General features: G+C 61.6%; 13 protein-coding genes and 5 pseudogenes. 12 read left to right on the top strand and 6 right to left on the bottom strand.

Translation table 11 applies throughout. The features are described 5' to 3' along the window. The first annotated feature begins 7 nt into the window (after nucleotides 1–7). The 6 genes and pseudogenes from AC070A_RS30960 (at nucleotide 8) to AC070A_RS30935 (ending at nucleotide 2,997) form a co-directional block, all read left to right on the top strand. Entirely contained in the window at nucleotides 8–901 is an 894-nt protein-coding gene (locus tag AC070A_RS30960; protein ID WP_057249898.1) for an SDR family oxidoreductase, read from the top strand. 3 nt (nucleotides 902–904) lie between these two features. After that, nucleotides 905–1,108, top strand: a pseudogene (locus AC070A_RS30955) (MBL fold metallo-hydrolase); the annotation flags it as partial. A gap of 77 nt (nucleotides 1,109–1,185) precedes the next feature. Next, nucleotides 1,186–1,575 (top strand): LysR substrate-binding domain-containing protein, encoded by a 390-nt coding sequence (locus AC070A_RS30950; RefSeq protein ID WP_494773623.1) that lies wholly within the window; start codon nucleotides 1,186–1,188, stop codon nucleotides 1,573–1,575. A 147-nt stretch (nucleotides 1,576–1,722) separates the two neighbouring features. After that, the gene (locus AC070A_RS30945) at nucleotides 1,723–2,361 is read left to right on the top strand and encodes a LysE family translocator (protein WP_058321952.1); all 639 of its coding nucleotides are present in this window, start codon (nucleotides 1,723–1,725) and stop codon (nucleotides 2,359–2,361) included. 71 nt (nucleotides 2,362–2,432) lie between these two features. After that, a pseudogene (locus tag AC070A_RS30940) lies at nucleotides 2,433–2,534 on the top strand (LacI family transcriptional regulator); the annotation flags it as partial. A 157-nt stretch (nucleotides 2,535–2,691) separates the two neighbouring features. Next, nucleotides 2,692–2,997: a hypothetical protein gene (locus AC070A_RS30935; RefSeq protein WP_057249940.1), complete on the top strand. Its 306-nt coding sequence runs from the start codon at nucleotides 2,692–2,694 to the stop codon at nucleotides 2,995–2,997. Nucleotides 2,998–3,162: 165 nt separating this feature from the next. Here the strand turns inward: AC070A_RS30935 and AC070A_RS30930 are convergent, their stop codons facing one another. After that, nucleotides 3,163–4,926 carry an adenylate/guanylate cyclase domain-containing protein gene (locus AC070A_RS30930; RefSeq protein WP_425987372.1) on the bottom strand — a complete coding sequence of 588 codons (1,764 nt, stop codon included), beginning with the start codon at nucleotides 4,924–4,926 and terminating at the stop codon, nucleotides 3,163–3,165. 163 nt (nucleotides 4,927–5,089) lie between these two features. Then, nucleotides 5,090–7,360 carry an OmpA family protein gene (locus AC070A_RS30925; protein WP_492384378.1) on the bottom strand — a complete coding sequence of 757 codons (2,271 nt, stop codon included), beginning with the start codon at nucleotides 7,358–7,360 and terminating at the stop codon, nucleotides 5,090–5,092. Between the two features lie 343 nt (nucleotides 7,361–7,703). On the opposite strand from AC070A_RS30925, the gene AC070A_RS30920 reads away from it, so the two are divergent. The 5 genes from AC070A_RS30920 to AC070A_RS30900 all read left to right on the top strand — a co-directional run bounded on the left by AC070A_RS30920 (nucleotide 7,704) and on the right by AC070A_RS30900 (nucleotide 10,741). Next, a complete protein-coding gene (locus AC070A_RS30920; protein ID WP_492384379.1) occupies nucleotides 7,704–8,129 on the top strand; it encodes a hypothetical protein in 426 nt (141 codons plus the stop codon). Nucleotides 8,130–8,593: 464 nt separating this feature from the next. Next, nucleotides 8,594–8,851, top strand: coding sequence for a type II toxin-antitoxin system VapB family antitoxin (locus AC070A_RS30915; protein WP_057252921.1), 258 nt, complete (start codon nucleotides 8,594–8,596; stop codon nucleotides 8,849–8,851). Next, nucleotides 8,848–9,249, top strand: coding sequence for a type II toxin-antitoxin system VapC family toxin (locus AC070A_RS30910; protein WP_057252923.1), 402 nt, complete (start codon nucleotides 8,848–8,850; stop codon nucleotides 9,247–9,249). The genes AC070A_RS30915 and AC070A_RS30910 overlap by 4 nt, the downstream gene beginning before the upstream one ends. A gap of 33 nt (nucleotides 9,250–9,282) precedes the next feature. Continuing rightward, nucleotides 9,283–9,567: a DUF7673 family protein gene (locus AC070A_RS30905; RefSeq protein WP_440638504.1), complete on the top strand. Its 285-nt coding sequence runs from the start codon at nucleotides 9,283–9,285 to the stop codon at nucleotides 9,565–9,567. Beyond that, the gene (locus AC070A_RS30900; protein ID WP_057252927.1) at nucleotides 9,560–10,741 is read left to right on the top strand and encodes a site-specific integrase; all 1,182 of its coding nucleotides are present in this window, start codon (nucleotides 9,560–9,562) and stop codon (nucleotides 10,739–10,741) included. Before AC070A_RS30905 ends, AC070A_RS30900 begins: the two co-directional genes overlap by 8 nt. Before the next feature lie 6 nt (nucleotides 10,742–10,747). Here AC070A_RS30900 and AC070A_RS30895 read toward each other — a convergent pair whose 3' ends face one another. Continuing rightward, nucleotides 10,748–11,083 (bottom strand): hypothetical protein, encoded by a 336-nt coding sequence (locus AC070A_RS30895; protein ID WP_057252929.1) that lies wholly within the window; start codon nucleotides 11,081–11,083, stop codon nucleotides 10,748–10,750. 225 nt (nucleotides 11,084–11,308) lie between these two features. After that, nucleotides 11,309–11,503 (bottom strand): annotated as a pseudogene (locus AC070A_RS30890) (cold-shock protein); the annotation flags it as partial. Nucleotides 11,504–11,995: 492 nt separating this feature from the next. Here AC070A_RS30890 and AC070A_RS30885 point away from each other — a divergent pair. Continuing rightward, entirely contained in the window at nucleotides 11,996–12,850 is an 855-nt protein-coding gene (locus AC070A_RS30885; protein WP_494773621.1) for a hypothetical protein, read from the top strand. A gap of 207 nt (nucleotides 12,851–13,057) precedes the next feature. Here AC070A_RS30885 and AC070A_RS30880 read toward each other — a convergent pair. Continuing rightward, a pseudogene (locus AC070A_RS30880) lies at nucleotides 13,058–13,594 on the bottom strand (IS66 family transposase); the annotation flags it as partial. Between the two features lie 81 nt (nucleotides 13,595–13,675). Then, nucleotides 13,676–13,891, bottom strand: a pseudogene (locus tag AC070A_RS30875) (transposase); the annotation flags it as partial. Between the last annotated feature and the right edge of the window lie 259 nt (nucleotides 13,892–14,150).

Genomic DNA, 14,150 nt, shown 5'->3' with positions numbered 1-14,150 from the left:
AAACATCATGCACGTATTCGTAACGGGCGCGACCGGCTGGGTCGGCGCGGCCATCGTGGACGACCTTTTACGCGCAGGCCACCGCGTCGCCGGCCTTGCCCGCTCCATGGAGAAAGCAGAACATCTTGTCGCCGCCGGCGCCAATATAGTCCAGGGCTCGCTCGACGACCTTGATGTGCTGCGCGAAGCCGCATCGGCGGCAGACGCCGTCGTCCATACCGCTTTCAACCATGATTTCATCCATGCCGCCGGGAACCATGGCTTCACGACATTCCTCGAGAGTGCCGCACAGGACCAGCGCGTGATCGAGATCCTCGGCGGTGCACTCGAAGGATCGAACCGGCCGCTGCTGGTTACCTCCGGTCTGTCCGGCCTGCCGCGCGGCGTCACCGAAATGGACCTTCCGAACCCGGCCAGCCCGCGCAAGTCGGAGGCAGCAGCAAGAACCCTTGCCGCCCGGAGCGTGCGCGCAGCAACCATACGCCTCGCCCCGTCCGTTCACGGGATCGGCGATTACGGCTTTGTTCCGGTCCTGGTGAAGCTGGCGCACGCGACTGGCGTTTCGGCCTATGTCGACGAAGGACAGAACTGCTGGTCGGGTGTTCACAGGCTGGATGCCGCCCGCGTCTACCGGCTCGCCCTGGAGCAGGGAGTGACGGAACCGGTGTACCACGCCGTCGCCGACGAGGCGGTCCCGTTCAAGGAAATCGCCGCTGTAATCGGCCGCCAACTCAACCTTCCTGTCGAGGCGCGGCCGCGTGAACACTTCGGCTGGTTCGCCACGATGGCAGGCGCCGACATGGCCGCTTCCAGCGCGCATACCCGGACATTGCTTGACTGGCAGCCTTCCGGCCCCGGCCTTCTCGCAGACCTCGATCAGCCCGGCTACTACACGCGATGAGCGCTGGTGGTCAGCGATGGGGTGCTGTCGCTGTCAACCGCGATGTTGGCCCACAACGTCGACCCGGCCGTCCGGGCGGAGTGGCTAAACGGCATGTTCCTGCCGTCAGACGCTTTCGATTGGTCGCGCAACGTGGTCCTCCTTCGCAGCGGCGACCAGACGATACTCGTCGACGCCGGCCTGGGGTTGGACCCTGACCTGAACTTGCGGTCGGGTTCGAACACCCCGACTGGCACAACGGCTTTTGAACACGACCCAGAGGAAGCAACTCGCGTTGCAGCCCAATCCTCCTCAACCGGGACGGCGACATCAAGCGCACCAGGGACCTGACCCGCCACGTCCTTCTCGACGGCGTCGGATCCACCCACTGGAACGACTGGTTCCGTCACCACGACCAGGAGATACCCGTCACGGTTCGCCGGCTGAGTTTTGAAGATTTCAATCAGAACCTCGCGGCGGCACGCTGCGGAATTGGCATTGCGATGGAGGACAACATCACTGCTGGCGAAGAGCTTGCCCAAGGTGCGCTTGTCCGCCCGCTCAGAGGTTTCATAAAATCGGCGACGAAGGGCTATGACGTCATCACGCAAAAGAACCGGGACCATTCCCCGCTCGCCAAGGTGTTCATCGATTGGGTGGTCAACGAAGCCCAGGCCACAATAGAATTTGCCTGAGGGAATGGAGCAACAGCCAAATCGCCCCAAATGAGGATACGCGTCGGTTGCGCGTGCTGGACTGAGCACTCGGACGATTGAGCAACGAAGCAACAGTCGCCATAGTGCTGGCGCACCGCGGTGCCGGATTTTTCGGGAGGAAGCGACATGCATGAATTCGCAATTCTTGTCACCATCTTGGGCGTCTTCCTTCTTGGAGCCATGAGTCCTGGCCCAAGCTTTATTGTGGTGTCGCGTATCGCGATCGCCCGGTCACGCGCTGACGGATTAATGGCAGCGGTAGGCATGGGAATTGGCGGCTTTCTATTCGCTTGCATTGCAGTCGCCGGCCTGACAGCGATCCTCCTTCAAGTGGAGTGGCTCAGCATGCTGCTCAGGCTCGCCGGTGGCGCGTACCTCGTCTGGATCGGCGTCGGTATCTGGCGTGCCGCTCCCCAGACGATAGCGATTGCCGATGCGCCCGCAGATCAACCAGGTACACTGTGGAAGTCTCTGCTGCGGGGCCTTTTCGTGCAGATTTCCAATCCGAAGACGGCCATCTTCTATGCATCCATGTTTGCTGCGCTGCTACCGTCTCCCACACCCACCTGGATGCTGCTGGCGCTTCCGCCACTGCTCTTCATCAACGAGTTCGTGTGGTATGCGATTGTCGCCCTTGGTTTTTCGTCACGTGCGCCGCGGGTCGTCTATCTGCGCTCGAAGACCTGGATTGACCGCGTGGCTGGCGCTGTGGTGGGCGCACTCGGCATCAAGCTGATGGCCGATAGCGTGCGAACAATCGGCTAGGGCCTATCCGCACTCGACTCTCCTGACCACGTTTCAAAGCCGCAGACGTCGGCGTTTCCACCGTCGACCGCATACTGAATGTGCGGGGTCCGGTGCGCCCCCAGCCGGCCGAACGCGTGCGGGAAGCTGCCGAACGCATTGGATTTCACGGGGTTACGGCGATCCGCCGCCGCTAATATATGAGCGACGCTTACTCGCCGCGACCACGCTCGTACAGCATGTCGTGGATCGAACCCCCACTCGATAGACGGTGGGTTGCCCAAAGTTTGTGTTGACCGTTTTCGACGGCGCGGCGAAACTTGCAACCGGGAGCGAGGAGGAGGACGAATGATGGCTGAGCCAGACCGCTGGCGCCACATGGCAAGCGCACCGAAAAACGGCAGTCGGATCCTCGTCACGATCCGCCCGTCCGAACAGGGGACAGCGGAAGTTGACCTTGCATATTGGTCGAATGGCGATCAGTTCGGTAGAGAAGGCTGGCGCGCCTCCGATTCCTCGCCCGGCCGCATCATCGAATACGCCGAGCCGGAACTGAAATGCTGGATGCCGATGCCTTCAGCCAATCTCAATCTCACCTCGATGCCCCTACCCTGGGAAGGCGATGACGACCAAGAACTGGACGGGTCGGGGATTTGACGCAAGCGAAGAGCATACAGCAGACCGGCCCGCCATCCGGGTCCGGCAAGCAATCCATGTGCCCTTATCGGCCCGACGCAGGAACCGCTCTATTGGGCAAGCCCCCACGCAGGGGCAGAGTGCTTTGCGCCTTTTCCAGCCATCGCGCATGTCCTTGAATGGCCATCAGCGTTCAGGCAATCCCGCTTTCCGCAACCCCTCGGCCATTTGATCTTGCCACCGCGGGATGTTTTGAAACCAGGGAAGCGCTCGATACCGGTCGATTGTAAAGCCTGGCTCGGCCGCCAATAGCTTCCTCGCAGCCCATCGGGAGGTCTCCAAGTCTCCGTTCATCGCCGACCAGGCGGCGAGATGACGGTAGGACCATGTGACGTCCGGATAGGTGTTGACGACCTCATGGGCTATCGCAATCGCCTGTGAAAGAGCACCTTCCATGGCCAAGGAAAAAGCCATCCCCAATCTCATGTTGAATGCGAGCGGATCTCTTGGGCTCAGGGTCATCCCCCGCTGGAAGCATTCCGGTGCGTGCGTGGCTTCGTCCTTGTAGATCGCGAGCCACCCCAGGCGCGCCCATGCCCAGGCATTGTTCGGATCAAGCGCAAGCGCCTTTTCGATAAAGGTGGTCGCGCGCTCCTGGTCGCCGCAGATGCTCATTGCCGCACCGGCGGCAGTCAGGGCGGTTGGATCGTCGCCGATCGAGCCCACAGCCTCTACCGCTGCGCGCGCCTTTTCCAGCTCACGCTCCGGTTGTTCGGTCCATAGGTAGGAGGCGTTCGAGGCGTGGCACCACGCCAAAAGTGCATGCGCGCGACCATAGCCCGGATCGACGGCGATAGCTTGCCGCAGCAGTTCGATCGCCTGGTTGTTGGTATCCTTGCGGCGGCCCCAGAGGTTCGGGTAGGCGCGCATGACAAGGTCATAGGCCCTGAGACTGGTCGGCGGCCTGCGCCTAGCCAGTTCGATCTCGGCATCGCGGATCGCCGGGTGAATGGCGCCTGCCACCTGCGCCGCGATCCGATCCTGGAACTCGAACATGTGTTCGATTGCACCCTCGTAACGGTCGGACCAGAACTGGGTCCTTGTCTCCGCATCGACCAATTGCACCGAAATGCGCAGTCGATCGCCGCCTCGGCGAACGGTGCCCTCGACCACATAATTGACGCCGAGTTCCCTGCCGACCTCGCGCACGTCGACGAAGCGTCCCTTGTAGGTGAACGCGGACTGTCGCGCGATTACAAAGAAATTCCGAACGCACGAGAGCGCCGCGGTGATCTCCTCGACAACGCCGTCCACGAAGTATTCATCGTCTCGCCCGCTGAGGTTGTCGAAGGGCATGACGACGATCGATGGCTGGTCCTTGCCACGGCGGGCGGCAAGTGGTGGCACGGACGCGATGCCGCCTTCGACAGACGTCTCTTGCTGCCAATCGACCCCGAAGACGAAAATTGGGCGCGGGATGTTCTTCAAGTTGCGCTCGCCGAGGCTGATCAGCGGGAACGGCACTTTCCCATCGAGATGCTCGCGCACCGATGCGGAAATGCAGATGCCTGACGGAGCGGCGATCTCTTGCACGCGCGCAGCGATATTGACGCCGTCGCCGAGCAGGTCGTCTCCCGCTACGACCACGTCACCCAGGTTGATACCGATGCGGAACTCCAAACGGCGATCGGGCGGGCGGTCTTCCAAGGTACTGAAAAGACGGCGCTGGATTTCGACCGAGCACCGGACGGCCTGGACAGCGCTTGGAAACTCGGCGACAAACCCGTCACCGGCGGTTCCAAAGATACGGCCGCCATGCTCCTTCACCACTTCGGCAATCCTGTTGCGGCACACATTTAGTGCACCAAGCGTACCTTCCTCGTCCAGCGCCGCAAGGCGACTGAAACCAGCAACATCGGCTGAAAGGATGGCTGCGAGCTTTCGATCCATAGCGATGACCGCTCCTGCGGCGCCACGATATCGTTGGGCTTAATATGCGCTCAGTTTCCCATATTCACAGGTGCTTGTCGCCCGCAAGATCGGAGGATCTGCAGCAATCAGGATGCTGCGTCGCCACACGCCTGATAGGACGCATGGCGACGCAGATTTTCGGTTACCGCTGCGCGACCGGGCGCACCAGCGGCGTCACGCGTCGGATGGTCACGCGGCGGTTCTCCTCCTCGGGTTCCTGCGTGCCGATTTTCAGGAAGCGCTCACCATAGCCTTGCGTGACTAGGTTTTCCGCCGAGATGCCGTAAACTTCGGTCAGGAGGACTGCGACGGATTCGGCACGCTCATCGGAGAGGACCAAGTTCGAGCGATCAGAACCGACAGCGTCCGTGTGCCCTTCGATGAAGAAGGTTTCACCGGGATCCTTGTCGAGAATCTTCTGCATTGCGTCGGCGACCGTTCGCAGTGTCTTTGCCTGCGACATCGAGACTTCGGCACTCCCCGTCGCGAAGTGGATCGTGTCGAGATCGATGCGCCGGACCTTGTCACGCAGGCGGGCCGAATTGCGGACCTCATCGATCGTGTAGACTCGCTCGACGCGTTCGACCGGCGGCTCGGACAGGAATTCGTAGTAGTCCCGATCCGGTTCTTCCGAGTAATCGACGATGTAGTCGTCGACCGGAATCGTCAGGCGCATCGGCGGCAGTTCGTAACCGACGTCGACGATCGCCGGACGCCGTTCCTCCTGATACTCCGGCGCGTACATCAGCACATATTCGTTGCCGTCGCCGTCGACGCGCGAGCGTTGCAAGATGTCACCGTAACGGTCGTAGACGGTAACGATCCGATACCCGCCCGGGCGGACGATCGTTTCACGAACGCGGCCGCGCGGAAGCTCGTCGTAGTAGGCCTCCTGCGCATCGTGGCGCAGACGCGGACGGTCGTCGCCACGCACGAAGATCTGGTCGCCGACGCCGAGGACAACGCGATCGCCGACCCTCTCGACCAGTTGCACCTCGGTCACATCATTGTTCCTGGTGTTGTTGACCGTCGTGTTGTTGATCACCGTATTGTTGATGACGGTGTTGTTGACGATGTTCGTCGTCTCCGGGACCGCGAAGACTGGCGCCGCTTCGACGCGTCGCCCTTCTTCCTTGATCGCGGCCTCGATCCTCTGCGAAACGGCCTGCCGACCCTCGGCCGGAATCTCCGCCTGGGCCGCGGCGTCGTCGGTCGGCGGCGCTATGTTCTGATCCTGGACGCGCAGCTCCTCGCGCTGCTTGCGCCGAGCCTCGCGCCCCTGGTTGCCCCCGGAATTATCGGCGTCCTTGTCGCTGTCGAGCACAGCCGCGCCATTGTCGACCGGAAGCACCACGGTTTCGTCGGTCGCCGCCGGATCCTGGGCGATCTTGCGCTTCTCTTCCTTCGTGCGCTTGTCGACAACGATCGGAGCGGCCTTGCCCTGGTGCTCCTCGCCCTGGCGCTGCTCGGCCGTTGCGGGTTGTTCGGCCCCTGGAACCGGCTGCTGCTCACCCTCGCCTGTCTGCGGCGTCGGCTGCTCGGCTGTGGTTTCGCCTGTCGGTGCGGCACGCTCTTCGAGGGCCTTTTGCTCCTCGGGCTGCTTTCCTTCAGCTTGCTGCTTGCGCTTCTTGGGTAGCGGTACCTGCTGTTCCTCGGCCTTCTGAGGGGTGCCTTCCTCTACGGCGGGCTGCCGTCCTTCCGCCTGCTGCTTGCGCTTCTTGGGCGCGGGTGCCTGCTGTTCTTCGGCCTGCTGCGGGGTCCCTTCTTCTACGGCGGGCTGCTGGTCTTGGGCCTGCTGCTTGCGCCTCTTGGGCACAGGATTTTGTTGCTCCTCAGCCTGCCGCGGAGCCGCTTCCTCGACACCAGGCTGCTGTTCCTCAGCTTGCTGCTTGCGCTTCTTGCGCACAGGAGTTTGTTGCTCTTCGGCCTGCTGCGGAGTCCCTTCCTCTGCACCAGGCTGCTCCTCCGCCCGCTGCTTGCGCTTCTTGCGCATCGGAGCTTGTTGCTCTTCGGCCTGCTGCGGAGCGCTTTCCTCGACGCCAGGCTGCTGTTCTTCGGCCTGCTGCTTCCTCTTCTTGCGCACAGGCGCTTGGAGTTCTTCAGCCTGCCGCGGTGCGTTTTCCTCGGAGCCCTCTTCGGCCTTCTGCTTGCGCTTCTTGCGAACCGGCTCTTCGACCTGACGCTGCGGCTCCTCGGCCTGCGGTTGCTGCTGTTCTGTCTGCCCTTCCTCGGCGGCATGCTGCTTCTTGCGCTTCTTGAGCAGAAGCAAGTCCTCGGGAGACTGCTGGTCGGTCCCTTCCTGCGCTACCTGGAACGGCGCCCTCAGGCTCTCGGCTAGCGCCGGCTGAATCGCGAAAGATACGGCGAAGACGGGCAAGGTCACCGTTGCGAAAAGTTTGGATCGAATCGACATCATCTTTGTTCCTCTTATTGGGAGGTCCCCGCGCCAGTTGCGCTTATCGCCCGCATCAAAGCCGGCAGAACGGTACGCCTGTTCGCGCGCCCCAAGGGGCCATGCCCCGCGGCTCCGACTTTTTTGTGTCAGCCAAAGGCTCGTCCCAACGCCGCAGTTCCCGATCGGTTCCGCTTGCAGGCCGATCCCGAACCTGCTGGCGGCAGGTCGCGCTGTCGTTCGTATTGATCCGAAAGGCGAATTTTCGGAGGTCGCTGGCCAAGCGCGCGAGCGTTTCCTCACTGAACGGCATTCCTGCGGACATTACTGCTCGTTGGTAAGTGGTTATTGGGCGAAACATTCCGTGGGCAAAGCACCAAAACAGACGCCAGTGCCGAAATCGAGCAATACACGCTCCATCACCATTCGACCGACACCGTTGCCGGCGCCTCCCATCGAGCTCCCGCCGGAGGTCAAGCAACAGGCGAAAAATGCCCGTGCGAGTGAATCCGCCCTTGCGGTGCCCGAACGTCTTCTGAGACCCCACGCAGTCATCGCCTCATGCCTCGCGGAGCACGAACAGAAAAAGCGTCAAGCCCGCAGTCAGCACGATCCATGGAGGCGCAATCTTTATGACCCTGGCTATTTCTCCGAAACGGACCACCGCAAACACCGCATTCTGGATGCGCTGTTCAAGGCGATTGAGCGCCAAGGCGGAGAGGTTAAGCAGGGAGAGCGCCAACTTGCCGAGCAGCGCCGAAGAACATCGGCGTCGCAAGCGCGACGCTAGCCGCTGGCGACGCTTCCGGGACTTAGCGCAAGATTGGCACGAGCTCAGTGCCGTGCGCGATTTCCTAGTGGCGCTGCGATCAATGGACTTCACCACCACCGCCGAGATCGATGGCCGCAGCGTTGAAGAGTAGATCGCATGGGCCGAGGGCTGGCTCCAGCCGGCTGATCCGACGGCCGGCGGCGTCGACGGCGTGTTCGAGCAGGTCGCTGAGCCGCCACCAATTCTGCCCCGCTTACCCGCGCTTTCGCCAATTTAACAACGATTAACCGTTTGAATTGGCGTATTAAATCGCACGCACGGATACTAAGCACCAACATCGTTCCGTCACCCAAACGTCCCGCATTCTCGACCATGACTATCGATAGTGATTAAGTATCGATAGCGAGCCATCTCGAAGTGATTTTCTTGCCATCTAAAACTATAGTCGCTATATTCGAAGGGATTTCGATCGAGGAAACGCAATGTCCGAACCGCAACTGTCCGTCCGCAGCACCAAGGCCAGGGATCTGGCGCACGCGCTGGCGCGCCGCACGGGTCAGCCGATCAACAGGCTCGTCGAGCAGGCGCTCGAGCACTACGATCTGGAACTGCGCCAGCAGTCTATCCGGGCGCCGATCGATGTCCTGTCGGATTTGATGGCCGAAGGGCGGCGTGCGGTCTCGGCCGGCACGACATCCGCGCATGACGATTACTACGACGACTACGGTTTGCCGCGATGATCGCTGTCGATACGTCGGTCATTCTGGCGATGGCTCTGGCAGAGCCGGAGGCCGAACGGTTCACTGCGTTGGTGGGGCAGGAGGCCGTTGCGATCGGCTGGCCGACGCTGCTTGAGGCGCGCATGGTGCTGGCAGGCAGAGGATTTCCCAACGCTTCGGACATTGTCGATCAGCTTGTCCAGCTGCCGAACGTCACCGCGATTGCGTTCGACGAGGCGCATTACCGAGAAGCGGAACGAGCGTTCGACCGCTTCGGCAAAGGCCGCCATCCGGCCACGCTCAACATGGGCGACTGCTTTTCCTATGCTGTTGCGAGGATCACCAAAGCGCCGCTGTTGTTCAAGGGCAACGATTTTGGCCAGACGGACCTGAAAATTCACCCGGCATCATCCGGCTGAAGGACGATTGCCCACCAAGCCCGACGGGATCCCATGGAAGACCGCGTCAGATTTGCTCTCGAAAAACTGCTGACCATCGCCCACGAGGACGCCGGCCAGGGCCGGCGGGTGGCGAAATTCCTGCTCGCCTGGTGGAACGCCGACGCCAATGGGGGCTTCGATCTCGCCGACCTGTTCGCCGTCGACCGCGCGGTCTCGGAGGACATGGCGACGATCTTCACCTCTCTCGCGCGGGAGGAAGATGCGGTCTACCCGACCGACTACCGCGGCGAGCTCGAAAGCATCATCAAACGCTGGCGGCCGCAAACCGATGGCTAAATCCGGCAAGAGCGTGAAGGCGACGTCCATTTCCGACGCTGTGCTGCGGCGTGCAGAGCAGCTCGACGCCCTCGAGGCCATCCTGCCCTTCGATCGCCGCGACCGACTCGCCGCACTTCTGACCGACGACGACGTCGATACTCTCAAGCACCTCGCCGGCGAAGGCATTGGCGACAATACACTTCGCGCACTCGCCTCCGATCTCGGTTACCTTGAGGCCTGGTGCCAACTCGCCACCGGCGTCCCCCTCCCCTGGCCCGCACCCGAGAGCCTGCTGCTCAAGTTTGTCGCTCATCACCTTTGGGACCCGATCAAGCGCGCCGAGGAGCCCAGCCATGGCATGCCGGCGGAAGTGGAAGATGGCCTCCGTGAGCGCCGGCAGCTTCGGTCCGAGGGACCGCACGCGCCCGACACGGTGCGGCGTCGGCTGACGAGCTGGTCGATCCTCACCAGGTGGCGCGGCCTTACCGGCTGCTTTGACGGTCCTTCGCTCAGATCCGCTCTGCGGCTCGCCGTTCGCGCCAGCGCCCGACCACGACAGCGCAAGAGCAAAAAGGCGGTCACAGCCGATGTTCTGGCGCAATTGCTGCTGGCCTGCGCCGGCGAAAGCCTGGTGAACTTGCGCGATCGCGCACTGCTGTTGGTCGCCTTCGCGTCCGGCGGTCGCCGCCGCTCGGAAGTGGCGGCATTGCGGGTCGAGGATCTAACCGACGAAGAGCCGGTGCGGGCCAACCCTACCGATGAAAACTCCGCCCTCCTCCCATGCTTGTCACTCCGCGTGGGCCGGACGAAAACGACGACGCGTGACGACGACGAACAGGTAGTCCTCATCGGCCGGCCAGTGGTGGCGTTGCGACGCTGGCTTGAGGAAGCCGATATCAAGGATGGCCCCGTGTTTCGGCGCATCGACCAGTGGGGAAACATCGACCGGCGAGCCCTGACACCGCAATCCGTCAACCTGATCCTGAAAGGCCGTTGCAAACAGTCGGGACTCGACCCGACCTTGTTTTCGGCGCATGGACTGCGGTCAGGCTATCTCACCGAGGCTGCCAACCGCGGTGTTTCCTTGCCAGAGGCAATGCAGCAGTCGCTGCACAAATCGGTGGCCCAGGCGGCGCGCTATTATAACAACGCGGAGCGAAAGAATGGACGAGCGGCCCGGCTCATCGTCTAGGCGAGACTACGCGCCGAATAATGTATCAGCTCGCTTCTCAAACGACTGCCATTCTTCAGGCTCAGCTTCCGCCTCCGATCTATCGCGCAGGTCAGCGGCTACCGCCGCCCGGCCCCAGGCTTCAGCGCGCTGCATAAGCGACACCATCTCTGCCTTCAAGCGATGCGAGCGCTGGAGGTCGGCGGCTTGCTCGGCATTCTGGCGCGGATCATAGAACACGCCGATTTCCGCGTCGGCCGCCTTTCGTTCCGCTTCCAACTGCGCCGTCAGTGCGGCCAACTCGGCCTTCACCGCAAAATACCGTCTCATCACAACGATGAGTTCGCGGTCGTCCGTCTCCATGAGCTCTCCCGAGGTTCTGTTTGCATGAGCACAATGATGATCAACAACAAGGCAGAATCGCGATGGGTCATTGGACTTCACAGTTTGGCGCAACGAAAATATCTGGCGTGGAAGGAGTGGGCCGCCCTAGCGTGAGTGACCGCCAGCATAGGAGGAGGAGTGCTGTTGCCGAGCAATCCCGGCCTCCCAAAAAGATCGCAGTGCGAAAATCGGCCTAGGCCTGCAATTGTCCGCCGACATCTTGCCTGACTTGCGGTCCGAAACCAGTTCGTATGTGATCTTCTGACCATCTTTCAGCTCTCGCAACCCAGCCCGCCCAACCGCAGAAATGTGGACGAAGACATCAGCCCCGCCGTCATCCGGCTGGATGAAACCAAACCCCTTCGTCGCGTTGAACCATTTTACGGTACCAGTCGCAATAACGTCTTCCTTCGATCATTTGCCGTGCCGCCCCAACGGCGGACATGGCTCGCCTCTACGCGAGAACCATTAGACGCTTCTGCGCCCCGGACAAGGCTGAGTTCATCCCGGACGACTGACAGCCTTGCGCCGTGATCGCGCTTCCGGCGGCATGATCCGTTGTCTTCCTGTGGCTCCAGCTTAGGAGGCACCCTTCTCAACTTTGCTGCCGGCAGGCGCGTTTGAGCGCATCAGCGCCATCAGCGCCATCAGCATGGGCCCGAGCGAAAACTAACTGATAGTGATGGATCTGGAGTCGTAAATCACCTACGTCGATCGTCCTGGATCAGCGCATTCGCCGGAAATCCAGGCATTGCAGTCCCTTCCTCACCCTTGTTCAGCGGACTCATTTGCCCGATCGGATGGCCTGGACCTCACCCGAGATTTCGTTGGACAGACCCCTGGTTAGAGAGGCAGTGTAACGGCACGGTCCGTGAGCGGGGGCGCATCAAGGTGCAGGTTCGGTCATTAGCGTCGCATTTCGTGCCGGTGCTTTGTGCGCTTTTGCTTGTCTTGCTGTCATCGGCGATCGCATCAGCGCAGCAAGCCGATGTGGCGCTGGCGGTCGGCACAATCACCGATGACAACTATCCCGGTCGGGAGTCTGCTGGCAATGGTCTAGGCGAGGTTATCTTGCACCACCTCGTCACCACGCTGGGCGACGGCGGGGAGTTTGCATGGTGCGCGGGAAAGGTCGTCGAATGGCGGCGGATCGACGAGGTCATTAAGGAACAGAAGTTTCAGCAGTCGAAATATGCCGATCCGGCCACGGCGATCAAGAAGCTGGGTACTATCGCACCAGACTTTTTGATTGGCGGCCGCATCACATTCGGCGCCGGAAAAGCCGACTGGACCATAGAGACAAGAACCAACCCTGGCGGTGACCTTGTCGACAGCTTCACCGGCTTTTCAGACGACGATGCGTATCTGGACGAGGCTGCCCGGATTGCCGAACATGTGCTGGACAAGCTTTGTCCCGGCCCGTGGACGGTCACCGGCGGCGGCGCCCGGATCAAAGTGAGCGGAACCGTGGCAAAGTTGAACGAGGCGTTCAAGGTCGTCGGCAAGTTCCCCGGTGGCACTGCGGATTTCGTCTACACGCCAACGTCGCGCTCCGGCGGGACTGTGAAATATGTGCTTGCGGGGGGCGGTTTTTCAGGCGCCGGCAGCGGCGCCTATACGATTGGTCCGTCGGGCGACGGCTCTACGCTGACGATCAAGCAAACCACGAAGGGCTGCATCAACGGCGTACCGGGTTCGTGCAAGACCAACAGCGAGGTGCTGACCCTCACCCCGGTTTCGCACTGACGGTTCGCTGTGAGCGAGGAGCCTTTCAGCGGGCCCCACTACCCCCGAAGCCGAAACCGCTGTTTTTCCGGAACTTCCGCACAGACGTCTGCTGACGCGCATTTGCCACTGCGGACGCTCGGTTGCTCATCCACTGTGACATTTCGAGTCTAATGGGCCGCTGTTCGACCCATAAAACACCCTCGGTAAGCGACAAGCTGGGACCGTTCAGGCCGTGTAGTTCCACGGCATGAGGGCATCGATCTCGCTGCGTGGCCAACCATTCGCAAGGCGCTCAAGGGTCTGGGTAAGCCAGGCTTGCGGATCGACGGCATTCATCTTTGCCGTTTGCAGCAGCGTCGAGATGGTCGCCCACGTCTTGCCGCCACCGTCGCTTCCGGCGAACAGGCTATTCTTCCTTGTGATCGCCTGAGGTCTGATCGCCCGCTCGACGATGTTGGAGTCGAGCTCGATGCGGCCGTCGGTCAGGAAGCGTTCGAAGATGTCACGACGCGAGATGGCATAGCGGAGCGCCTCCGCGAGTTTGGATTTGCCGGAGACCCGCGGCAGGGGCGCCTGCCAGAAGGTGAAGAGGTCTTTGACGATCGCTGCAGAGACTTCCTGACGTGCTGCCGCACGAGCCTCAGGGCTTTGACCCCGGATGGTTTCCTCAATCTCCCAGAGCTTCGCCATACGCTCGACCGTCTCTGTGGCAACCTTCGAGCTCTTTGCGACGTGCAACTCGTAGAATTTCCGCCGGCTATCCGCGCCCGCCCGGACAACGATGTCGCCGATGACAAGCTCGATCACCGCTCTCGCACCCACCGGTCCAGCTTCTACCTGAACAGCCGGATCCGCCGAGAAGGATCGTTGTCCAGCACGAGCATTGCGGCGCCAGCCAAATAATTGCGACGGATGTATTCCGATGCGATGCGCAATCGCCAAAACGCTTGCGCCGGGCTCCATTGCCTCAGCCCCGGCCCGCTCCTTGAATTCATCGGACCACCGCCGCCGAAACTGCCGCGGCGCACCCTCAAGCCGTTCCGGAACGGCTTCGATCATATGGAAGTTTCTAGTTCCAGAGCTAGGCGCAGACATAGAAGCTCACAGTCTGTGAATCGTCTGTCCGCAATACCCCGCCTTACCTACGCCAGATGGGGTCAGCTTGCCGCTTACCGTTCTCTCCGGGTAGCGCTAGAACGCCAAAAAAGCCCGGCGGATTTCTCCGCGCGGGCTTTTTTTGATTTGGTTGCGGGGGCAGGATTTGAACCTGCGGCCTTCAGGTTATGAGCCTGACGAGCTACCGGGCTGCTCCACCCCG

The organism is Ensifer sp. GW101-20A05, assembly GCF_059424735.1.
The sequence above is the reverse complement of the archived record's forward strand: the minus strand, read 5'-3'. Positions and strand labels throughout refer to the sequence as shown.

Excerpts from the sequence above, each read along its gene's own strand:
- AC070A_RS30960 (WP_057249898.1), top strand. The coding sequence starts at position 8 with ATGCACGTATTCGTAACGGGCGCGACCGGCTGGGTCGGCGCGGCCATC.
- AC070A_RS30945 (WP_058321952.1), top strand. The coding sequence starts at position 1,723 with ATGCATGAATTCGCAATTCTTGTCACCATCTTGGGCGTCTTCCTTCTT.
- AC070A_RS30935 (WP_057249940.1), top strand. The coding sequence starts at position 2,692 with ATGGCTGAGCCAGACCGCTGGCGCCACATGGCAAGCGCACCGAAAAAC.
- AC070A_RS30930 (WP_425987372.1), bottom strand. The coding sequence starts at position 4,926 with ATGGATCGAAAGCTCGCAGCCATCCTTTCAGCCGATGTTGCTGGTTTC.
- AC070A_RS30925 (WP_492384378.1), bottom strand. The coding sequence starts at position 7,360 with ATGTCGATTCGATCCAAACTTTTCGCAACGGTGACCTTGCCCGTCTTC.
- AC070A_RS30915 (WP_057252921.1), top strand. The coding sequence starts at position 8,594 with ATGTCCGAACCGCAACTGTCCGTCCGCAGCACCAAGGCCAGGGATCTG.
- AC070A_RS30910 (WP_057252923.1), top strand. The coding sequence starts at position 8,848 with ATGATCGCTGTCGATACGTCGGTCATTCTGGCGATGGCTCTGGCAGAG.
- AC070A_RS30905 (WP_440638504.1), top strand. The coding sequence starts at position 9,283 with ATGGAAGACCGCGTCAGATTTGCTCTCGAAAAACTGCTGACCATCGCC.
- AC070A_RS30900 (WP_057252927.1), top strand. The coding sequence starts at position 9,560 with ATGGCTAAATCCGGCAAGAGCGTGAAGGCGACGTCCATTTCCGACGCT.
- AC070A_RS30895 (WP_057252929.1), bottom strand. The coding sequence starts at position 11,083 with ATGGAGACGGACGACCGCGAACTCATCGTTGTGATGAGACGGTATTTT.